The 20,794-nt window shown below is 32.8% G+C and carries 21 protein-coding genes; 10 read left to right on the top strand and 11 right to left on the bottom strand.

The window, feature by feature from the left end:
* Positions 1–84: 84 nt before the first annotated feature.
* The 5 genes from OZP10_RS12825 to OZP10_RS12845 all read right to left on the bottom strand — a co-directional run bounded on the left by OZP10_RS12825 (position 85) and on the right by OZP10_RS12845 (position 4,077).
* Positions 85–450 carry a hypothetical protein gene (locus OZP10_RS12825; RefSeq protein WP_281631244.1) on the bottom strand — a complete coding sequence of 122 codons (366 nt, stop codon included), beginning with the start codon at positions 448–450 and terminating at the stop codon, positions 85–87.
* 177 nt (positions 451–627) lie between these two features.
* The gene (locus OZP10_RS12830) at positions 628–1,179 is read right to left on the bottom strand and encodes a hypothetical protein (protein WP_281631245.1); all 552 of its coding nucleotides are present in this window, start codon (positions 1,177–1,179) and stop codon (positions 628–630) included.
* A 10-nt stretch (positions 1,180–1,189) separates the two neighbouring features.
* Positions 1,190–2,641 (bottom strand): hypothetical protein, encoded by a 1,452-nt coding sequence (locus OZP10_RS12835; protein ID WP_281631246.1) that lies wholly within the window; start codon positions 2,639–2,641, stop codon positions 1,190–1,192.
* Positions 2,642–2,646: 5 nt separating this feature from the next.
* Positions 2,647–3,216: a YceI family protein gene (locus OZP10_RS12840; RefSeq protein ID WP_281631247.1), complete on the bottom strand. Its 570-nt coding sequence runs from the start codon at positions 3,214–3,216 to the stop codon at positions 2,647–2,649.
* A 300-nt stretch (positions 3,217–3,516) separates the two neighbouring features.
* Positions 3,517–4,077 carry a YceI family protein gene (locus tag OZP10_RS12845; RefSeq protein WP_281631248.1) on the bottom strand — a complete coding sequence of 187 codons (561 nt, stop codon included), beginning with the start codon at positions 4,075–4,077 and terminating at the stop codon, positions 3,517–3,519.
* A 446-nt stretch (positions 4,078–4,523) separates the two neighbouring features.
* Here OZP10_RS12845 and rlmN point away from each other — a divergent pair, with 446 nt between their 5' ends.
* Positions 4,524–5,570: a dual-specificity RNA methyltransferase RlmN gene (gene rlmN, locus OZP10_RS12850; RefSeq protein WP_177210825.1), complete on the top strand. Its 1,047-nt coding sequence runs from the start codon at positions 4,524–4,526 to the stop codon at positions 5,568–5,570.
* Between the two features lie 155 nt (positions 5,571–5,725).
* On the opposite strand, the gene OZP10_RS12855 is transcribed toward rlmN, so the two are convergent.
* Entirely contained in the window at positions 5,726–6,589 is an 864-nt protein-coding gene (locus OZP10_RS12855) for a hypothetical protein (RefSeq protein WP_281631249.1), read from the bottom strand.
* A 160-nt stretch (positions 6,590–6,749) separates the two neighbouring features.
* Between OZP10_RS12855 and OZP10_RS12860 the strand changes: the two genes are divergently transcribed.
* Entirely contained in the window at positions 6,750–7,727 is a 978-nt protein-coding gene (locus OZP10_RS12860; protein ID WP_281631250.1) for a polyprenyl synthetase family protein, read from the top strand.
* A 93-nt stretch (positions 7,728–7,820) separates the two neighbouring features.
* On the opposite strand, the gene OZP10_RS12865 is transcribed toward OZP10_RS12860, so the two are convergent.
* Positions 7,821–8,324, bottom strand: coding sequence for a hypothetical protein (locus OZP10_RS12865; protein ID WP_281631251.1), 504 nt, complete (start codon positions 8,322–8,324; stop codon positions 7,821–7,823).
* Positions 8,325–8,642: 318 nt separating this feature from the next.
* Between OZP10_RS12865 and OZP10_RS12870 the strand changes: the two genes are divergently transcribed.
* The 4 genes from OZP10_RS12870 (at position 8,643) to dnaG (ending at position 13,756) form a co-directional block, all read left to right on the top strand.
* Positions 8,643–9,203, top strand: a complete 561-nt coding sequence (locus OZP10_RS12870; protein WP_111422758.1) for an RNA polymerase sigma factor — start codon at positions 8,643–8,645, stop codon at positions 9,201–9,203.
* Complete coding sequence (locus tag OZP10_RS12875) at positions 9,190–9,921, top strand: hypothetical protein (protein ID WP_281631252.1); 732 nt, start codon at positions 9,190–9,192, stop codon at positions 9,919–9,921. The genes OZP10_RS12870 and OZP10_RS12875 overlap by 14 nt, the downstream gene beginning before the upstream one ends.
* Before the next feature lie 38 nt (positions 9,922–9,959).
* The gene (locus OZP10_RS12880; protein WP_281631253.1) at positions 9,960–11,555 is read left to right on the top strand and encodes a hypothetical protein; all 1,596 of its coding nucleotides are present in this window, start codon (positions 9,960–9,962) and stop codon (positions 11,553–11,555) included.
* A gap of 128 nt (positions 11,556–11,683) precedes the next feature.
* On the top strand, positions 11,684–13,756 hold the full coding sequence (gene dnaG, locus OZP10_RS12885; RefSeq protein WP_281631254.1) for a DNA primase: 2,073 nt from the start codon (positions 11,684–11,686) through the stop codon (positions 13,754–13,756).
* 93 nt (positions 13,757–13,849) lie between these two features.
* Here the strand turns inward: dnaG and OZP10_RS12890 are convergent, their stop codons facing one another.
* Both OZP10_RS12890 and nadE read right to left on the bottom strand, forming a co-directional pair.
* Positions 13,850–14,479: a response regulator transcription factor gene (locus OZP10_RS12890; protein ID WP_008467169.1), complete on the bottom strand. Its 630-nt coding sequence runs from the start codon at positions 14,477–14,479 to the stop codon at positions 13,850–13,852.
* Positions 14,480–14,571: 92 nt separating this feature from the next.
* A complete protein-coding gene (gene nadE / locus OZP10_RS12895) occupies positions 14,572–15,378 on the bottom strand; it encodes an NAD(+) synthase (protein ID WP_281631255.1) in 807 nt (268 codons plus the stop codon).
* A gap of 99 nt (positions 15,379–15,477) precedes the next feature.
* Between nadE and gldB the strand changes: the two genes are divergently transcribed.
* Together gldB and gldC are read left to right on the top strand one after the other, a co-directional pair.
* Positions 15,478–16,434, top strand: coding sequence for a gliding motility lipoprotein GldB (gene gldB, locus OZP10_RS12900; RefSeq protein ID WP_177210816.1), 957 nt, complete (start codon positions 15,478–15,480; stop codon positions 16,432–16,434).
* Entirely contained in the window at positions 16,434–16,769 is a 336-nt protein-coding gene (gene gldC, locus OZP10_RS12905; RefSeq protein WP_167365406.1) for a gliding motility protein GldC, read from the top strand. Before gldB ends, gldC begins: the two co-directional genes overlap by 1 nt.
* Before the next feature lie 842 nt (positions 16,770–17,611).
* Here the strand turns inward: gldC and yihA are convergent.
* Together yihA and OZP10_RS12915 are read right to left on the bottom strand one after the other, a co-directional pair.
* Positions 17,612–18,232, bottom strand: a complete 621-nt coding sequence (gene yihA, locus OZP10_RS12910; RefSeq protein WP_177210813.1) for a ribosome biogenesis GTP-binding protein YihA/YsxC — start codon at positions 18,230–18,232, stop codon at positions 17,612–17,614.
* Between the two features lie 42 nt (positions 18,233–18,274).
* Positions 18,275–19,039 carry an alpha/beta fold hydrolase gene (locus OZP10_RS12915; RefSeq protein ID WP_177210812.1) on the bottom strand — a complete coding sequence of 255 codons (765 nt, stop codon included), beginning with the start codon at positions 19,037–19,039 and terminating at the stop codon, positions 18,275–18,277.
* Between the two features lie 378 nt (positions 19,040–19,417).
* Between OZP10_RS12915 and OZP10_RS12920 the strand changes: the two genes are divergently transcribed.
* Positions 19,418–19,891, top strand: coding sequence for a division/cell wall cluster transcriptional repressor MraZ (locus tag OZP10_RS12920; protein ID WP_035691746.1), 474 nt, complete (start codon positions 19,418–19,420; stop codon positions 19,889–19,891).
* On the top strand, positions 19,866–20,774 hold the full coding sequence (gene rsmH / locus OZP10_RS12925; RefSeq protein ID WP_177210811.1) for a 16S rRNA (cytosine(1402)-N(4))-methyltransferase RsmH: 909 nt from the start codon (positions 19,866–19,868) through the stop codon (positions 20,772–20,774). Before OZP10_RS12920 ends, rsmH begins: the two co-directional genes overlap by 26 nt.
* Positions 20,775–20,794 lie beyond the last annotated feature (20 nt).

The following is a 20,794-nucleotide window of genomic DNA, read 5'->3' on the forward strand; positions in this document are numbered from 1 at the left end:
AAAAATACAAAAATATCTGCTTGCGACTGGGCATAAAAAAACCATTCGTTTTGCGAATGGTTTCTGTTAGGATTTAGATGAAGTTTATTTTTTCAAAGCCGCATCTACATCTTTTGCTGTTTTTACAGTTCCGTCTTTTGCAGCTTTCGCAGCATTTTCTACTTTTTCAGCTCCTTTTTTAGTAGCGTCTTTTACATCAGTCGCTGTTTTTTTTGCAGCGTTTTCAACATCATTTGCTGCATTTTCTGTAGCGTCTTTAGCTTTTGTAGCGGCACTTTCTGCTTTGCTTACAGCACTGTCTTTTACTTCTTTGATATCTGTTGTTAGAGAATCAACTTTGTTGCCTAGTGTTAATTCATCTTCTGCAGGTTTGTTTTCTTTTTTCTCGCATGACTGAACAGCAAATGCTAATAAGGCAACAATAGCTAAACTTAAAATTTGTTTTTTCATAATTACATTTTTTTAGGTTGATAAAACTTAAAGGTTAAATGGCTGAAAATAAAATTACAAATTTTAAAATGATTGAGCTCTTTGTAAGATTATTTTTCTTTTAAGAGCTAGACAATTCTTGTGCCAAAATTTTGAAATTATGCTGTTGGGCATTAATTTTTTTTAGATGAAAAAAAATTAGTTTTTATACAAACTGAAATTAATTACAATATCATCTTTTACTTTAATCAATCCGGCCATTTTTACTGGCGGTTCCATTTCAATATCAGAGAATTTTAAACTAAGTGTTCCTTGAATTTTATCATCAGTGTTGTATAGTATGAAATCTTTGTATTTAAGAGTTTTATCGGTTATGAAAAAGTTTAGTCTGCATTTGTAATTTTTCCCCATTGGTTTTATGTCGCTGATAGAGACAGTACTATTTGGGAATTGTTTGACTTTTACCGTTCCTTGCAAATCTTTCGTCATTATCTTATTGCCACAATCAAAGTTTGACATTTTAATGTCGGTATTAAAAGTGTTTTTTTTAACGGAGTTTACATAAACAGTATCCTTTGTAGCAAAGGTATTAGAGCAATTATATTTGCCAACTGTAGATATTCCTGTGATTTCTATTTTAATTTTATTAATTACCACAGTGTTATCTTCTGCGAAAAAAGTGGGTTTAGCACTTCCTAGAAAAAAGAACATTGCTAAACCCATTATTAATATTTGAAATCTCGTTTTCATTTTTTTTATATTAGAACGCAATTGTTGCTTCGAATACTATACCTTCAAACTTACCACCATAAAAGTTGTTTAGATTTCCTGTAGCAGGATCTCCTGTAAATTGTGAGTAATCTTTATATTTTTGATTAACGTAGTTTAGTTTAGCTAAAATGTTTTTAGTCATAAACCAACCAGCACTAGCTTCAAATTTATCTACGGTCACCTTTTTAGCATCGGCATTAGATAATTTTCCAGATACTGTATTGTATTTCCCTCCGATATAGAATTGTTCAGTTCCTCCAAATCTGTAAATAAGCTCTGAAGCATATTGATTAGCAGTACGTTTATCGTCAGTACCAGCTTTATCTCCTCCTGAAGCTAATTCGATTGTTCCAAAGAATTCAAGTCCTTTATATTTTACAAAAGGGTTAATCATGTATGTAGTTGCCCAATTTTTGAAATTAGGATTGAACGTTGCCTCTGGAGTAGATGTTTTACTGAAACTAGTTGCAACATCGGTAGTAGTTGTAGAAATAACAGTACCACTAGCATCGGTCTTAGTAATCGTATTTTTATAAGGATTATTATTCAATATGCCCCAATAACCAAATCCTGATCTATTTGCAGAATATATGTTTGCGTTACCAAGATTAGCATTATGGTAATAAGAACCTGTTAATCTTACTCTCAAATCTTCATTAAGCTGTTTGTCATAACCAAGTTTCGCTAAGATTGAAGGGCTATGTGTTGTATTAGCATTAGGTCCAGTAGGGTAAAAAACTTCTTCATTACTTTGATTTAAGTTACCATTTGTAACACCTAACATGCTTACCAATCCATTTCTGTTGTAGTAAACCTCCATACCCATTTCTGTAGTGAAAGAATACATAATGTTGTTTCCAACAAATGCATTTTTGATTGTATTACCATTATCAGAACCTCTGAAGTGAGCATCACCAAAATTGTTCTCCATTTGTCCAATTTTAATTGTAGCATATTTCATTACATCAGCCAAGAAGTCTTTTTTGATGAAATCTAACTTGTCAATTTGTAAGTATCCACCTTTTACATAAGAATCATTGTGATGTCTTGAAGCTAAATAAACATCTAAATTCACTCTTACTCCATCAAACAATTGAGCACCAATATACATATCAGCAGCAGGAAGAGTAAAATTGTTCTCAGTATTCATTAAACGATATCCTGAAATTGTTCTGGTGGTAGTTCCTGTAGCTGTAGTAGTTGTAGTTGTAATGTTAGCAGGTTGGTTGTTGAATGAATTTGTTGCTTGAAAATCCATGTTGAAAGCACCACCAAGATCAATACTAAGGCCTTTAAATTCTCTATTATCTTTTTGAACGTCGAAAACGTTGATACCGTCTTTTCCTCTAGAGATTTGATTTTGCATGTTTCCAAAACTGACTTGTGCCTGAACAGCAAATGTGCTGATTAATGTGACGAATAGAATATAAATTTTCTTCATGGCGTTTATAAATTAAAGTTTAAATTGAATTTTATAGTAAGGTCTTGACCTGTTTTTATTGTTCCTAACATTGCTGTTGGAGACTTCATTCCGAAATCTGTAAAGGTGATTTTGTTGCTTCCCTGAAGATTTAATCCATCTTTTGTAACAGTTGTTTTTACAGAAGTTTTGTAAACTTTGCTAACTCCTGCGATGGTGTAAGTCCCAGTTAATTCCCAAGTTGTTTCATTTACTTTTTCAGCAGATTTAAGAACATATTTAATGTTTTTGTTTTTGTCTGTTTTTAAAGTTTCGTAAGCCACCTTATCCATGCTTTTTTTCTCACTTTTAACGCTTTCTGCCAAAAGAGTTACGTTCAAAGTTTCGATATCGGTTAATTTTCCGTTAGCAATGTTTAAAGTTGCCGTTCCAGTTCCAGAAGCCGATTTCATTTCCCAATCATGAAGGGTAGAAGTGCCAGCAACAGAAAAAGTTGATTTACTATCTAAAGTGTATGATTTTTGCGCTGTTGCGAATGAGCTGATTCCTAAAAATGCTGTTATAGCGACGAAAAGTTTTAATGTATTTGTTTTCATTTTGTCATGTTTATATTGTGAAAAAATAAGTTAATAGTCGGCCAGTTTCTATTTAGTACTAAGAATGTTGTTTTAACTTGTATCAAAGATCTTTCTATAAATCAGCTTTGGATATGATAAAAATCATTGTTAAAATTTTATTAAATAGGTATTTAATAACTACAACGTTTTCTTTTTTAAGAGAATCGATTACTAAAGCAAAAAATGGGTTTTGATTTTATTAAATTGATATTTTTTAACATTTACTTTGAATTACTAAAAAGTTAAAAAAGAGGCATTCTTTAACATTAGCAATAAGATTTAGCTCAGAATAATATTGAAGATTACAGTCAGATCTTTTCCTGCTTTTACAACTCCAAGAGCCGCTTTCGGAGGTGTCATTTCAAAATCGCCAAAAGTTATCTGATTAGAACCTTGCAGAACGAAACTTCCTTTATTCACGGTTACTTTTACCTGAGTTTTATATTCTTTGCTTACGCCGGCAATAGTATAAACTCCTGTTAGGTTCCAAGTTGTATCATCAATTTTTTCGGCAGATTTTAAAACATATTCAATGTTTTTATGTGTTTCAGTATCCATCGCCTCATAAGCGACTTTATCCATGCTCGCTTTGTAGCTTTTTAAACTTTCTGCCAATAAGGAAACAGTTAGACTGTTTATGCCAGCAAGTTTAGAATCTTTAATTATTAAGCTGGCACTTCCTGTTCCTTCGGTAGATTTCATTACCCAATCGTGTACTGTAGATGTTCCTGCTACTTCAAAAGTGGAATTTGCATTTACAGTATATATTCTTTGTGCATTTGAATGCAATGAAAATGTTGTAAAAATTACTGTCAGTAAAATGGATTGAATTGTTTTCATGTTGATAAAGTATAGGTTAATCATTTAAACAAGGAAGTCTTAAAAATTCAGTTAGTGGTTCATGAATAAAAAGCTATCCTTATTTCTTAGACCAAAATTATCGCGCGCGAGAAGAAGACGAAATGATAAAAATCATGGCAAGATTTTTATTAAAGTGGTATAGTAAAGACTGTAAAGCCTTATTGCTGCTGGGATTGTAAAATTTTAAAAAGAATGTATGTTTGTAAATGATTGTTTTTTAGTTTGTTGTGTTTTTTCAGATGAAATGCCAGATTCTTTTTTTAGACTCAACTTTTTTAGGGAAAATCAAGAAAAAAAGAAGCGTAAGAATGTAACTATTAGAAAACATTGGAAATAAAAGTGGTTTTCAGGCTGTTTTTTTGAGGTTTAACCAAGAATGAATGTAAAAACCAAAAAAAAATGACAAAAGTGATTAACTTTGCAGCATGCAAATGGAGAAAAAAGACATACGAGCCTTATCAAAAGAACAGCTTCGCGATTTTTTTGTTGAAAATGGAGATAAAGCTTTTCGTGGAAATCAGGTTTATGAATGGTTGTGGAGCAAAGGTGCACACAGTTTTGAAGATATGACAAATGTAGCTAAAGCTACAAGATCTATGCTTGAGAACAATTTTGTGATCAATCATATTAAGGTTGACACAATGCAGAAAAGTAGTGATGGAACTGTAAAAAATGCTGTGCGACTTCACGATGGACTTGTAGTTGAATCTGTTTTAATTCCGACAGAAACTAGAACAACCGCCTGCGTATCTAGCCAGGTTGGCTGTAGTTTAGACTGTAATTTCTGTGCAACGGCAAGATTAAAAAGAATGCGTAATCTTGAACCTGGAGAAATTTATGATCAAGTTCTGGCTATAGATAAAGAAAGCCGTCTGTATTACAATCATCCGCTTTCAAATATCGTTTTCATGGGAATGGGAGAACCTTTAATGAATTATAATAATGTCATTAAAGCAATTGACATGATTACTTCTGAAGAGGGATTAGGAATGTCTCCGAAACGAATTATGGTTTCGACATCAGGAATTCCGAAAATGATCAAAAAAATGGCAGATGACGATGTGAAGTTTAAATTGGCAGTTTCTTTACACTCGGCGATAGATGAGACACGTGCACGCATTATGCCTTTTAGTAAAAACTTTCCTTTAAAAGATCTACGAGAAGCATTAGAATATTGGTACAGAAAAACAAAAAGTAAAATATCTTACGAGTATGTAGTTTGGAAAGGAATTAACGATGATAAAGCTTCAGTTGATGCTTTGGTTAAATTCTGTAAATATGTGCCGTGTAAAGTCAATTTGATTGAATATAATCCGATTGATGATGGCGAATTCCAACAAGCTTCTGAAGAATCGATTATGGCTTACATAAAAGCTTTAGAAAATATCGGGGTAGTTGTAAAAGTGAGAAGAAGTCGAGGAAAAGACATCGACGCTGCTTGTGGACAATTGGCCAACAAAGAAGCAGAATAAATATTCCATTAGAAGTATCTGGTCGGTATAAAAAAAATATTGACAATGATGAATATGTCCCTTCGGGATATTTGAACATAAACAAAATAAAAAAAGCATTAAAAACGAGAAATAATTCTTGTTTTTAATGCTTTTTTCTTGGGCAAAAAGGATACTTATTTTTTCAAATCAACTTCTTCAGTAACACCATCTTTTGTTACTTTGGCAAGAGTATCGCATTCTCCATTTCCATAATCTATAGTTGCCGAAGCGCCATTTTTAGTAATAGAAACAATTCCTTTTACGGCAAAAGATTTTCTGCAAGATGCATCAAACTCTAATGGAGTTGTAATTTCGGCCGAGAAAGTATCGCCGTTAGGGAAAGTAGTAGAACCACTTCCAGTAACAACAAATACATTATCATCCCAATCAAACCATGTGTCATAGCCAGAAGTCATTTCTTTTATCAGAGTTCCTTTTCTAGCATAAACCTTTCCGTCATCAAAAGTAATCGTTAAATCTATAGCCGCTGTTGATACGGGGTGCGGCGTTACCAATAAATTGGTTTCTTTAATTGTTCTGACAATACTTTTGCTTCCCTGAATTTTTTTGCCATTATGATAAAATCCTTCAAAAGTGTAACTGATCGTTTGTGTGGAAGAAGTAAAATCATTCGAAAAAGAAACGACCATTTTTCCTTTTACTGTATTACCGTTATTCAAAGTACATCCTTCAGCACCAAAATCTACTGTTTTTGTCCAAGTATTATTGGTTAAAACAGTTGTAATTGTGGCACAGCTCGGAAGATAGTTTTTTATAGGTCCGCCTGGTTTTGAATTTACATTGAGCTGAGAGCTAAATTGATCTTCGGCAATATTAGTAACATCCTCTACAGAGGCATCGATTTTAGAATTAGCTATAATTTCGTCATTCGTAATCGTAGCTGATGATCCGTCATTTGTTTTTTCATCAGAATTACAGCTAATGAAAAAAGACAATGTAATTATACATGTTCCAATTAATAAAAATTTTGTTTTCATAAATAAATAGTTTTGGGTTTTCTTTTAAGTTAATGAATTCAAATCAGTATTAGTTAGAGCTATTTTTGGCGTTTTTTTTCAGGTTAAAACATAAAATATTTAAATCCTAACCTAAAATAAACAACGTATTTTTATTTAAAATAGTATATTTGGAATCTAAATGAATATTACGTCTCAAATAAAGCAGCCTATTTTTACCGAGATGGAACTTTTCGAGAAAAAGTTCCATGAATCGATGACTTCTAAGGTTGCGTTGCTTAACCGAATCACTTATTATATCGTAAACCGCAAAGGAAAACAAATGCGTCCGATGTTTGTTTTTCTTACTGCAAAAATGGTTTCTGGCGGTACAGTAAACGAAAGAACGTATCGTGGAGCTTCTGTAATTGAGCTTATTCACACCGCAACTTTAGTACATGATGACGTTGTTGATGATAGTAATCGACGTCGCGGATTTTTCTCAATCAATGCACTTTGGAAAAATAAAATTGCTGTTTTGGTCGGAGATTATTTATTGTCTAAAGGCCTACTGCTTTCTATCGATAATGGTGATTTTGATTTGTTAAGAATCATTTCTGTAGCCGTTCGTGAAATGAGCGAAGGAGAATTGCTTCAAATCGAAAAAGCACGTCGACTTGATATTACCGAAGATGTTTATTACGAAATCATCAGAAAGAAAACTGCAACGCTTATTGCCGCTTGTTGTGCGCTTGGCGCGAAAGCCGTAATAGAAGATGATATTCAGGTAGAAAACATGCGCAAGTTCGGCGAGTTAATAGGAATGGCCTTCCAGATCAAAGACGATTTATTTGATTATAGCGAAGAAGCCATCGGAAAACCAACCGGAATAGATATTAAAGAGCAAAAAATGACCTTGCCTTTAATTCACGTTTTAAATACTTGTACTCAACAAGAAAAAAAGTGGCTGATAAACTCCATCAAAAACCACAACAAAGACAAAAAACGCGTAAAAGAAGTAATTGCCTTTGTAAAAAATAATAATGGTTTGGCTTACGCCGAAAACAAAATGGTGCAATTCCAGCAAGAAGCGCTCTCTTTACTTCAAAACTTCGAAGATTCTGAGTACAAAGACGCTTTGACTTTGATGGTGAATTATGTTATTGAGAGGAAGAAATAATTTTTTAATTGAAAAATTGACTTTAAATATAAGATAAACAAAAACCTCTTTTAAAATTTTTAAAAGAGGTTTTTGTTTATAATGAAGTAAATTTTATTCTGCTGTTTCCATTTCTGTTTCGGCTTCCGGTTTTTTCTTAAATTCATTGATAACGCCAAATAATGCCATCAAGCTAAATATTCCCCAGCCAATCGCCCAATATAAGCTACTATTAGAAGAGTTTTTTTCTTTTTCCTTAGCTAATTCTGATTTTGGATTTGCAAGGTTAAAATTCGGATCACTTTTAAGATAGTAAACAGTCAATTTGTTTGATTTTGGAAGGTCAACATCAAAAGTATGTTCTCCTTCATAAGTGTTCCCATCCAAATCAAAATGATACCTAAATTTGTAAGTCTTCATTGGTATGCCAGCAATTTTAATCGTAGTCTCCTTATATTCATCATATAATTCCGCCTGGATTGTTGAATTATCGAAAAGCATTTTTTCATAATTGGAGATTGCTTTATTGTCTCCGCCTTTAATGTATTCGGTTGAGCAGTTTTTACAGCAAAAAACGGCAATAAAAAGAACGAGAATTGAGTAGAACTTGTCTTTCATTTAATTAGGTTTAGGTTTGTTTTTGGTAAATTTTTCGAAAGTAAATATAATAGATTTAATACGTAAATAAGTATTAATTAAAAAAACTTGTTTTTAATAACGTTTAAAGAAATTCCCAATGTATTTAAGAATGCTTAGATATTAGTATGTCTTATGCGAGAAGTTTACTTAAGTTTACATTAATGAGAACCAATAATCCAATCTAGTTTTTGGCATTAATTTTTTTGAAAATTTTTCATCCTCATGCAACCATTTCAAATCTACAATCGTCTATGCTAATAGAAGTCTGTTTCTAAAACCAAAACCGAAAGCTTATTAATGAAAATTATACCATTGCATCAAGAAGAAACCAAAATCATAAAGCTGGCTGTCGAGAACAATCGTCAGGCACAGCAGCAGATTTATGGTAAGTATTCTTCTAAAATGCTAAGTGTATGCCGTCAATATATAAAAGATATTCAGTTGGCAGAAGATGTAATGATAACAGCTTTCATGAAAGTATTTACGAATCTAAAAAACTTTGAGCATAAAGGAAGTTTTGAAGGCTGGATTCGCCGAATTATGGTTAACGAATGCATTTCGTATTTAAGAGTTCAGAAAAAAGTAAAATTTGCCGAAGATGAATTTTTTGTAGAAGAAAGCTTTAATGAAATCGACAGCCAATTTACCGTAGAACAGATTCAGTATTTAATTGATGCTTTACCCGACGGCTATAAAATGGTTTTCAATTTATATGCAATTGAAGGTTACAAACACAATGAAATTGCTAAGATGTTAGGAATTAATGAAGGAACATCGAAATCGCAATTATCGCACGCTAGAAAAATGCTGCAAACACAAATTACTATTTTAAAAAAACAAGATAATGGAACCGAATAATTTTGAAAAGGATTTTCGTGAAAAACTAAACCAACGCGAAATTGAACCAAGCAGCAAAGCCTGGGATCGATTAGATGCGATGTTGAGTGTGGTAGAAGAGAAAAAGCCAGAGAAAAAATCAAAAAGAAAATGGCTTTATATCGCAGCGAGTGTTGTGGGGTTTTTATTGGTTGGCACAATATATTTTAATCGTTCTGAAACTGCAGAAATAAAAAAGGAGACACCAATAGTTTTAGAACAAAAAATAAATAAAGATACTTCAGATGTAGTAGGAATAAATAAAGATGACACTATAAGTATCAATAATCATAATCTGAAACCAATAACGAAAAATACGCTAGCTGCTGTTGGCTTTCATAATCAAAACAAGAATTCAAAACAACTTGAGAATAATGCAGTGTTTTCAGTTAAAAATGATTTAAAAGAAGATAGTGCAATAGTTAATTCTTTTGAAAATGAGAATCACCAATCTGAAAATAAAAGCAAATACATTTCTGCAGAACAATTATTAGCAGAAGTCAATGGTAAAGTTGAAACAAAATCTGCTGATGAAGTAATTAAAAAAAGCAGAAAAGCTGTTTCGATAAATCCTAATGATTTGCTGTTAAATGCTGAAACAGAATTAAATCAATCTTATAGAGAGTCTGCGCTAGATAAATTTAATAAAAATTTGAAAGCTGTAAAAAGTGCTATAGCAAATAGGAATTACAAAGAATAAATAAAAAATCATCAATCATCAATCAAAAAACGAAAATCATGCAAAAAATTATATTAATTACTATGATGATAGTTGTCATGGCAACTAAATTATCAGCACAAGAGAGTGGCAGTTATAAAAAGGTTTTAGACTGGTCTTATTGGCAACATGACCCTGTAAAATATGAAATGAACTATGAGAAAGATCCTGAATCTGCAGATCAAAATATCTTTACCATAAAATCAGTTCAAAGTAAAATAAAAGGTTTTGGCAGTCTTGGAAAATCGGCAAAAACTGAATTGTATCAGGGTAAAACACTTAAAATGACTGCTTATGTAAAGACCGAAAACGTAAATTCTTGGGCTGGACTTTGGATGCGTATCGATTATTATTCTGCTCGTACACTTGCTTTTGATAATATGCAGAACAGACCTATAAAAGGCTCGACTAATTGGACAAAATATGAGGTTGTTTTATTTGTGCCAAAAGATGCAACATCAATTGTTTATGGAGCTTTATTGGATGGACCAGGGCAAATTTGGTTTAAAGATGTAAAACTTGAAGTGGTTGATGATGCTGTTCCAGAAACTGGGTCAGCTAAAGGACGAGAACATAAGGAAATTCCATTTGAAGTAAGGGCAAAAGCCATTGCTGATCAAATTAAAAAAATAACAGAGGATGAAAAAAATGCTTTAAAAGTCGAAGTAGACTCATTGGATAATGAAGTTTCAAAAGGAACAATTTCTAAAGAAAAAGCAGAAGAACTTAAATTAAATAAAGCTAAAGTTCGTGCCGCTAATATTGAAACAAATGTCGCGATCGAAGAAAATAAATTAAGTCAATTGGTTCAAGATAGAGTTGATGGTAAAATTGGGACAGAAAATGGAAATAAAGGCAGAGGGACAAAGTTTGTAATTGGCGATTGTGATGATTGTGATAAAGAGGATAAAACAATCATTAATCTTACTTCTATGAAAGTGTATCACGGACAAAAAGATGTTGATAAACGTCAGTCAAAAAGAACTACGACTCAATTTGTTTTTGCTTTTGGAGCAAATAATTTAGTGACAGATGGCCAAGTTGCCCATTCAGATTTTAAATACTTGCAGTCTCACTTTTATGAATGGGGAATAACCGGGAACACTAGAATTTTAAAAGAAGATAATTTGCTGCATTTTAAATACGGAATGTCTCTGATGTATAATAATCTACGAGCGACAGATGATCGTTATTTTGAAAAAAATGGCGCGCAAACCGATTTAGTGACAAGTCCAGTACATTTAGACGAATCTCGATTTAGAAATGTATATGTAATGGTGCCATTGCATTTGGAGTTTGATTTTACTAAGAAAGAAGTTCGAGATGGAGTTAATTATTTTAAATCACATAAAAGCGCCAGATTTGGCATAGGAGGTTATGCGGGATTTAGAGTAAAATCAAAACAAATTTTATGTTTTGACGACGCGGTTGGAAATGATGTGAAACAAAAAACAAAGGGTAATTTCAATGTAAATGATTTTAATTATGGACTAAGTACATATATCGGTTACAAAGCAACAAGTTTGTATTTGAAATATGATTTGCAACCTTTGTTTGAAAAAAACGCTGTCGATCAAAATAATATTTCCTTGGGATTGCGCTTCGATTTCAATTAAAAATAAAATTAAGTTTAGTTAGTAAAAGAGCATCTCGAGAGAGGTGCTTTTTTTGATTTAAAATGATTAAAAGTCCAACAAGATTTGCGTATTTTTGCTAGCTCTCAACTTTTAAAATTTAATACACTTTGATTTCACAAAGCACCATTGACTCTGTTTTTGAAACTGCTCGAGTAGAGGAGGTTATCGGCGATTTTGTCAATTTAAAACGCGCAGGAAGTAACTTTAAAGGTTTGAGTCCATTTTCAGATGAGCGTTCGCCATCGTTCATGGTTTCGCCAGCAAAAGGAATTTGGAAAGATTTTAGTACTGGAAAAGGAGGAAATTCTGTCAAGTTCTTAATGGAGCATTCACAATTTACCTATCCAGAAGCCATTCGATATTTAGCCAAAAAATACAATATCGAAATTGAAGAAACCGAACAGACAGAAGCAGAAAAAGCAAATACAGATATTCGAGAAAGTATGTATTTGGTTTCTGAATTCGCAGCCAAATATTTTCAGGATGTTTTGGTTAATTCTGAAGAAGGAAAAGCAATTGGTTTATCTTATTTTAAAGAAAGAGGATTTACCAATGAAACCATTAAAAAATTCAACCTAGGATATTCTCCAGAAACTTGGGATGCTTTAACTAAAGAAGCCTTAGGAAAAGGATACAAGTTAGAATTTCTAGAAAGTACAGGTTTAACAATTCCTAGAGAAGATCGCCCGTTTGACCGATTTAAAGGACGCGTAATGTTTCCAATTCAGAGTATGTCGGGCCGTGTTTTAGGTTTTGGAGGACGTATTTTAACCAATGATAAAAAAGCAGCAAAATATCTGAATTCACCTGAAAGCGATATCTACCATAAAAGTAAAGTTCTTTACGGAATCTATCACGCAAAACAATCTATAGCCAAACAAAATAATTGTTATTTGGTTGAAGGTTATACCGATGTGATTCAGTTCAGTCAAGCCGGAATAGAAAATGTGGTGGCTTCGTCTGGAACAGCTTTAACGCCAGATCAGATTCGTTTGATAAATCGTCTGACGCGAAATATCACCGTTCTTTTTGATGGAGATGCTGCCGGTTTGCGTGCTTCTATTCGAGGAATCGATTTAATTCTGGAAGAAGGAATGAACGTCCGAGTTTGTTCGTTTCCTGATGGAGAAGATCCCGACAGTTTTGCACGTAAAAATTCGCATGATGATTTAGTTGCTTACTTAGAAAATAACAGTAAAGATTTTATACAGTTTAAGGCTTCAATCTTAATGGGCGAAGCTAAAAACGACCCGATAAAAAAAGCAGATCTAATTCGTGACATGGTAGCGAGTATTTCTAAAATACCAGATCGTATTCAGCGAGAAGTATATATTCAGGAATGTGCTCGAATTATGGATATTTCTGAGCAGGTTTTGACAAGTACTTTGGCGCAGCTGATTCAGAAAGATATTGCCGAAGCCAATAAAAAACAAAAGCAGGAACAAAAGCCTTTTGAAGTAGTTAGAAACCAACCTCCGCAGGCAGGTACGTTTTCAGGAGGAGATCCTGATGATCCAAGAACAGGGCCACCAGAAGGTTACGATTATCCTGGAGATCCCGGATATTATCCGCCACAACAAACTCAAAAAGTTGATATTTTATATGGTTTTGAAAGGAAAGTCATTGAAGTTCTACTTTTGTATGGAAGTGTCGTTGAAGATTTTGAAGATGTATTCTTGAAAGCAGATGAAGAAGGAAATGTAAAAGAAGTTTCAGAAAAAAGACAATATAAAGTATTCGAAAAAATATATCTAAGTCTGCAGGAAGATGAGATAGAGCTATCGAATGTTTTATTTAAAAATATTTACACTAATATTATTGATTTTTATAATCAGAATGAAACTTTTAGTTTAGATAGATATTTGATGCATTTAGAGCCTGAATTTGCTCAAGAAGTTACCAATATTTTAATGGAAGACGAAAGGTTAACCATTCATAATTGGGAAGGGCAGAATATTTTTCCAAAACAAAAAAGTGAAACGATTGAGCAGAATGTTTCTGAGACCATATTTGCTATGCGATGGTATTTGGTGTCTGCAATCATTGCAGAATTAAAGAATTCTCTTCTAACGAATCCGCAAGAAGACAATTCAGAAGTTTTAAGTATGGTAATAGATTATTCTAAACTGCTGAATAATTTTTCGAAGAAACTTGGACGTGTAGTCGTACCTTATCACTAAAAAGAGAAAAACTCTATCTAATTTGATAAATCAAAAAAGATAGAGTTTTTATAAATTTTCGATTACTTAAATATTTAAGTTAGTCGATTTGAATTAAATAATTTCTAAAGTCTTCGCTTTGTTTACTAAGTCAACTAAATTAGTAACATTCAATTTAGTTAATAATCTCAGTTTGTAGGTACTGATCGTTTTTTCGTTCAGATTTAAGATTTTAGAGATTTCATTGTTTTTCTTACCATCACTTAAGTAGCGTAAAACCTCGATTTCGCGGTTAGAAAGTTTTCTGTACAAACGCTCACTTTTGCTTTGTTTAGCAATAAGTGCCATGTTTTTACGTACTGTTTCGTTGATGATGATTTTTCCTTCGTGTACTTTAATAATAGAATGACCTAATGTTTCAAGTTTTTCTGTTTTGTGTACATACCCAGAAACTCCTGCTTTAATTGCATTTGGAGCGTACATTTGCTCAGCAAGATCACTGAAAATAACAATTTTTGTTTTTGGGAAATTTTTCAGGATTGATTTGATTTCGAAGATACTAGAAAGACCTTCTAACTCTAAGTCTAAGATTAGAATGTCGATTTCCTTAGTTTGAAGGATATCTCTAACCATTGAAAAATTGCCTACGTTGGCAACAATTGAAATTTGATCGTGGTCTTTAAAATAAGACTTAACGCCAAAGTGCGTCACAGGATGATTGTCTGCTAGACATACTTTAATCATAATTTTTACCTTTTTTAGAATTGTTCATGTTTTTGGAACGGTAAAATTAATAAATAAATTCTGTAATAACTCGCAGAGAATGTTAAAATGTATTATTTTAACGTTTTTGGTATTAAACAAACCGGAATTGGATCCATTTTGTGCTTGTTGCTGGTGTTTAATCGTTTATAAATTTCAAAGACAGATTTTTCTCTCCCCTCAAAGTCAGATGCCGTCTTTCCTGACTCCGCGGCCAACATCGCCCATTCTAACTCGTCATAACTAGCGCCTAATTGGTCCTCATCGGTACGATTGTCTCCAAATAATCCATCAGTAGGAGCGGCTGTTAAAATGGATTGCGGAATTTGCAAAAATTCTCCTAAAGCGTATACGTCAGATTTCATTAAATCAGCAATCGGACTTAAATCTACGCCGCCATCTCCATATTTAGTATAAAAGCCTACGCCAAAATCTTCAACCTTGTTTCCAGTTCCTGCAACAAGTAAACCATGAATTCCTGCTAAATAATATAAAGAAGTCATTCTGATGCGCGCACGTGTGTTTGCTAAAGCTAAATTTACTTTTGCTTTATCCTCAATTGAAGGAACGGCACTTTTAAAAGATTCAAAAGTTTCTGTCAAATCAGTTTTAACATCAGAAACATTTGGGAAACGTTTTTTTAGTTGATCAATATGTTCTCTTCCTCTTGTTACTTGGCTTTCTGCCTGATGAATTGGCATTTCTACACATAAAACGTCCAGTCCAGTCTGTGCGCATAAAGTTGAAGTTACTGCAGAATCTACACCACCAGAGATTCCAATTACAAAACCATTTACTTTTGCATTAGTAGCATAATTTTTTAACCACTCTACAATGTGCGTATTTACTTTTTCTGTTTGAATTGTGCTTTTTTTAGCCATAATAGTTTAAGTTTTAAGATACAGGGATGTATATTTGCAGAATTATTTTGAGTATGCAACTGCTTAAAATTCTGATAACACAAATCTAATTAAAATAAAATGAAAATATATCGCTTTGCAGTGGTTCTATGCCTGTTTTTTTTGTCTTGCAATCAAAAAAGTAAGGTTGAAAAAGAAGTAGAAGAAATTCCTGTTGATATTAAAGTGGAAAGATTTGATAAGGTGTTTTTTGAGACTAAACCGCAAGATCTTCCGAAAATAAAAAAACAATACCCGTTTTTCTTTCCTGGCAACGATGATAATGTTTGGATTCAGAAAATGAATGATCCGATTTGGAGAGAAGTTTACGAAGAAGTTCAGAAAAAATACAGCAATTTTGAACCCGTTCGCAAAGAGTTTAATGAGCTTTTTCAGCACGTAAAATATTATTTTCCTAAAACTAAAATTCCTAAAGTAATTACGGTTATTGGAGAAATGGATTATAATGCAAAATCAATTTATGCAGATAGTCTAGTGGTTGTAGCTTTAGAATTGTATTTAGGGAAAAATCATAAATTTTATGAGTTTCCAAATTATTTAAAAGAGAACTTTGAAGAAAGACAAATTATGCCAGACGTAGTCTCTAGTTTTTCGTATAGAAATATTCCAAATTCAATAGATAAGAGTTTGGTTGCGCAAATGGTTTTTGAAGGGAAACAGCTTTATGCAAAAGATTTGCTGATTCCTGAATATACAGACGCAGAAAAAATGGGGTATACTCCAGAGCAAATAAAATGGTGTGAAGAAAACGAAGCCTATATGTGGCGTTATTTCATAGAAAATGAAATGCTTTATAGTGAAGACCCAAAGTTGAGAGCGCGATTTATAGCTCCAGCACCTTTTTCTAAATTCTTTTTAGAAATAGATAACGATTCTCCAGGACGAGTGGGGGCTTGGATTGGCTGGCAGATGGTACGTTCTTACATGAAAAATAATAGTGATGTTTCTTTGGCTGAATTGTTTAAGCTTGAGCCAAAAGAAATCTTCGAAAAATCAAAATATAAACCTAAGAAATAATGGCAAATATAAACTCAGAGATTAAATTTAATATAGAATTGGACGAAAACCGTGTTCCTGAAAAATTAACATGGAGTGCGCAAGACGGTGGAGTCCAAGCAGAAGAAGCAAAAGCAATTATGTTGTCTATTTGGGACAGCAAAGCAAAAGAAACCATGCGTATTGATTTGTGGACAAAAGACATGCCGGTAGACGAAATGAAAATTTTCTTCCACCAGACTTTAGTCGCTATGTCGGACACTTTTAAACGTGCAACAGATGACGAAAAAATGTCTGATACCATGAAAGACTTCTGTGACTACTTTGCAGAAAAATTGGAGCTTACAAAGCAATAGAAAATCCAATATAAAAAAATCCCAAATTCCAATTTCAAAGATTGGGTTTGGGATTTTTTGTTTTTTTATTGTAAATTGTCTAGATAAATCAAATTATATGCTGTTTGCTTTTCTTGTAAGTCTTATCGGTTTGTTTTTTTTGCTAGCTAATGCCATACGCTTTTATATGACCTGCAAAAACAGAGATATATTGTATCGTATTATAACAGCTTATTTGGTTTTGTTGTTTTGTGTAGAATTGCTTTGTAATATAATCGGGATTCTTTATCCTAATTCTAATTTCTTCCTTTCGCACTATTATTTTATTTTCCAGTTTATCACGCTTAACCTCTTTTTTTATAAAAGTTTTTCAAGTAAAGTATTAAAGCAGATTATGGTAATTGTCTTTTGGGCCGTGCTGCTTTTTTTAGGATGGCAATATTATAATAAACCTTCGCTTTATTGGGAGTTTAATCTAATAGAAATAACAATAACATCTATTCCATTGCTGTTTTATGCGATCTATTTTATTGTCTCCAATTTAAAAAAGCATAAGCATAATTATTTCTATTTCTGTAACGGACTCATTATTTATGTAACAAGTAGTGCAGGGATTTTTCTCTCAGGAAATACCGATTCTGTATTTTTTACAGAACCATTTGTGCTCGATTTCTGGTTTTTCAATTCTTTATTTTATATTCTGTATCAGTTTTTGATTTATAAAGAATGGAAATCTTTAAATTTCAGAAGAAAAACGAAGCAAAAACTACACTAATAAATTCAAAAAATCCCAAAATTCCATTTTTAAAACTTGGAATTTGGGATTTAACTATTATGGGTTTTTAAATTTTTGGAATTTAATTTTAAAATTCCGAGTTGTTTTTAAAAACTTCTTGATTTACTTGATCGATGTAAGACAAAAGTTCTTCTTTTCCGATAGATTCAGTAGATGAGGTAACAAAATACTGAGGCATTTCGGCCCAGTTGTTGGCAAACATCTGTTTTTTGTAAGCTGCAATATGCGAATCTATTTTCGTTTTGCTTATTTTATCTGCTTTAGTGAAAATAATGCAGAACGGAATTTCACTTTCGCCCATATAAGACATAAATTCGATGTCGATATTTTGAGCTTCATGGCGAATATCAATCAAAACAAAGGCGCAGACAAGCTGCTCTCTAGTTTCGAAATAATCGGTGATGAACTTCTGAAAAGTTGATTTCGTTTTCTTTGAAACTTTAGCGTATCCGTAACCAGGTAAATCGACCAAAAACCAATTGTTATTGATTTTGAAGTGATTAATTAATTGTGTTTTTCCCGGTTTTCCAGATGTTTTGGCTAAGTTTTTATTGTTGGTAAGCATGTTTATTAAAGATGACTTACCTACGTTTGATCTTCCTATAAAGGCATATTCGGGTAAAAAATCCTTCGGACATTTTGATGCGTCAGAATTGCTGACAATAAATTCGGCGGTGTTAATTTTCATATTCCTTCGTTTTAAAACCTCCTAAAAAATAAATTTTAACGGCTATAAATTCTTTTCAGTAAGCCATTTTTCAAGAACTTCGTTAAATTCTTGAGGGTGTTCCATCATTGCGGCGTGTCCGCATTTGTCAATCCAGTACAAATCAGAATTTGGCAGTAATTTATGGAACTCTTCTGCTACATTTGGAGGTGTTACAGAGTCATTTTTACCCCAAATAATGCAAGTTTCAACAGTCATTTTTGGCAAATCTTTAGCCATATTGTGACGAATTGCACTCTTAGCAATAGTTAAGGTTTTGATTAATTTGATTCGGTCATTAGCCGTAGCGTATACTTCATCAATCAATTCGGGAGTTGCTATTTTCGGGTCATAAAATACATCTTCGGCTTTCTTTTTAATGTATTCGTAATCGCCTCTTCTTGGGTAACTGTCTCCCATTGCGCTTTCGTAAAGTCCAGAACTTCCGGTAATTACAAGTCCGGCAACTTTCTCAGGATAAAGTTTTGTATGGTACAAAGCGATATGTCCTCCAAGAGAATTTCCTAAAAGAATTACTTTGTCAAAACCTTTAAAAGTGATAAAGTCTTTTACGTATTTCGCAAAACTTTTTACGTTCGTTTTTAAAATGCTTTGGGTGTATATTGGCAAATCTGGGATAACAACTTTATATCCTTTGTTTGGGAAATATTGTGCTACACCATCAAAGTTACTTAGACCTCCCATTAATCCATGCAGAATAACGATCGGAGTTCCTTCTCCAGCTTCAAAATAGCTGTATTTGCCTTCTTTTTTATAGTGTTTGTCCATCTAATCTAATGCCAATTTCAATTTCGACAAATATAGGGTTAATTCAACAAAAATGAATTTTTGATGTCATTTTTTAACTAGATAATTTCAGTAGAATATGTAAAATGTTAAAAATCAATAGTTAAGGTGCTAATTGTTAAAACATGCAAATGTTAAGAAATGTGCATTATAATCAATTTTTTAAGAAAATTAGCGCATTATTTTTTTGAATGAATAATGTATTTAAGGATCTGTTAATTAATAGTTAAAGTATTGATTGATTGTAGATTATGGAATGTGGTAGTAAAGTGGTTAAACTTATTAACAAAGTGGTATAAAGTGGTAAAATGTGGTAATATTTTTTATATTTTTGCTGTATAACATGTTAACTAGTTTTTTTTGAACACAATTGTTGGAACATATGAATGTAAAGTCGATGCTAAAGGAAGGCTAATGATGCCTGCGCCTTTAAAAAAGCAGTTGACGGCTTCTCTTCAAGACGGATTCGTTTTGAAGCGTTCTGTTTTTCAGCCGTGTTTAGAATTGTATCCTATGGTAGAATGGGATGCGATGATGAAAAAAATCAACAAGCTTAATCGCTTTGTAAAAAAGAACAACGATTTCATTAGAAGGTTTACTGCTGGTGTTAAAGTAGTTGAGGTTGATGCATTAGGAAGATTGCTTGTTCCAAAAGATTTGGTAACGTTTGCAAGTATTTCTAAAGATGTGGTTTTTTCATCTGCGGTTAATATTGTTGAGATTTGGGACAAAGATTTATACGAGAAATCAATTAGCGGCGAAGATATGGATTTTGCAGATTTAGCCGAAGAAGTAATGGGAAATATTAATGACGACGAAGATGGAATATCATAATCCGGTTTTGCTTCATCCAACAGTAGATGGTTTAAATATTAAACCTGATGGTGTGTATGTAGATGTTACGTTTGGAGGCGGTGGTCATTCAAAAGAGATTTTAAAAAGATTAGGGCCAAACGGAAGGCTGTTTGCATTTGATCAAGACGAAGATGCGCTTGCCAATGCATTGCCGGACGAAAGGTTTACCTTGATAAATGAGAATTTTAGGTTCATAAAAAGATTTTTACGTTTTCACGGAGTAAAGTCGGTTGACGGAATCTTGGCAGATTTAGGAGTTTCATCACATCAGTTTGATGTTCCTGAAAGAGGTTTCTCAACAAGATTTGATGCCGAGTTAGATATGCGGATGAGTCAAAGAAATGATTTAAATGCTTATCGGGTGGTTAACGAATATGAAGAACAGGATTTACGTCGTGTTTTTTTTGATTATGGGGAGTTGAAAAACGCGCCCGTTTTGGCAAGAACAATTGTTGAGGCTAGAAAAGATTACCCAATCAAAACGACTGAAGAATTGAAAGAAGTTCTGAAAAAGTTTTTACCGGAGAAAGTTCGAAACAAAGTTTTGGCTCAGATTTATCAGGCAATCAGAATCGAGGTAAATCAGGAAATGGATGTTTTAAAAGAATTTATTGAGCAGTCATTGGAGATTTTAAAACCAGGAGGAAGGTTTTCTGTAATCTCATACCATTCTTTAGAAGATCGTTTGGTGAAAAGATTCATTAAAAACGGAATGTTTGAAGGTGAGCCAGAAAGAGATTTTTACGGAAATTTTTCAGTTCCATACAAAACAATTGGGAAATTGATTGTTCCAGATGATGAGGAGATCAAGATTAATAATAGAGCAAGAAGTGCCAAATTAAGAGTTGCAGAAAAGCTATAATATATATTAAGGTAGGAAAT

Source organism: Flavobacterium luteolum, assembly GCF_027111275.1.
Taxonomy (GTDB): domain Bacteria; phylum Bacteroidota; class Bacteroidia; order Flavobacteriales; family Flavobacteriaceae; genus Flavobacterium; species Flavobacterium luteolum.

Bases quoted from the DNA above. Each gene is read 5' to 3' on its own strand.
- OZP10_RS12825 (WP_281631244.1), bottom strand. From the start codon at position 450: ATGAAAAAACAAATTTTAAGTTTAGCTATTGTTGCCTTATTAGCATTT.
- OZP10_RS12870 (WP_111422758.1), top strand. From the start codon at position 8,643: ATGAAAATTATACCATTGCATCAAGAAGAAACCAAAATCATAAAGCTG.
- OZP10_RS12845 (WP_281631248.1), bottom strand. From the start codon at position 4,077: ATGAAAACAATTCAATCCATTTTACTGACAGTAATTTTTACAACATTT.
- OZP10_RS12915 (WP_177210812.1), bottom strand. From the start codon at position 19,039: ATGGACAAACACTATAAAAAAGAAGGCAAATACAGCTATTTTGAAGCT.
- OZP10_RS12855 (WP_281631249.1), bottom strand. From the start codon at position 6,589: ATGAAAACAAAATTTTTATTAATTGGAACATGTATAATTACATTGTCT.
- OZP10_RS12830 (WP_281631245.1), bottom strand. From the start codon at position 1,179: ATGAAAACGAGATTTCAAATATTAATAATGGGTTTAGCAATGTTCTTT.
- OZP10_RS12880 (WP_281631253.1), top strand. From the start codon at position 9,960: ATGCAAAAAATTATATTAATTACTATGATGATAGTTGTCATGGCAACT.
- rlmN (WP_177210825.1), top strand. From the start codon at position 4,524: ATGCAAATGGAGAAAAAAGACATACGAGCCTTATCAAAAGAACAGCTT.
- gldB (WP_177210816.1), top strand. From the start codon at position 15,478: ATGAAAATATATCGCTTTGCAGTGGTTCTATGCCTGTTTTTTTTGTCT.
- rsmH (WP_177210811.1), top strand. From the start codon at position 19,866: ATGACGACGAAGATGGAATATCATAATCCGGTTTTGCTTCATCCAACA.
- OZP10_RS12840 (WP_281631247.1), bottom strand. From the start codon at position 3,216: ATGAAAACAAATACATTAAAACTTTTCGTCGCTATAACAGCATTTTTA.
- nadE (WP_281631255.1), bottom strand. From the start codon at position 15,378: ATGGCTAAAAAAAGCACAATTCAAACAGAAAAAGTAAATACGCACATT.
- OZP10_RS12860 (WP_281631250.1), top strand. From the start codon at position 6,750: ATGAATATTACGTCTCAAATAAAGCAGCCTATTTTTACCGAGATGGAA.
- gldC (WP_167365406.1), top strand. From the start codon at position 16,434: ATGGCAAATATAAACTCAGAGATTAAATTTAATATAGAATTGGACGAA.
- OZP10_RS12865 (WP_281631251.1), bottom strand. From the start codon at position 8,324: ATGAAAGACAAGTTCTACTCAATTCTCGTTCTTTTTATTGCCGTTTTT.
- yihA (WP_177210813.1), bottom strand. From the start codon at position 18,232: ATGAAAATTAACACCGCCGAATTTATTGTCAGCAATTCTGACGCATCA.
- OZP10_RS12835 (WP_281631246.1), bottom strand. From the start codon at position 2,641: ATGAAGAAAATTTATATTCTATTCGTCACATTAATCAGCACATTTGCT.
- OZP10_RS12875 (WP_281631252.1), top strand. From the start codon at position 9,190: ATGGAACCGAATAATTTTGAAAAGGATTTTCGTGAAAAACTAAACCAA.
- OZP10_RS12890 (WP_008467169.1), bottom strand. From the start codon at position 14,479: ATGATTAAAGTATGTCTAGCAGACAATCATCCTGTGACGCACTTTGGC.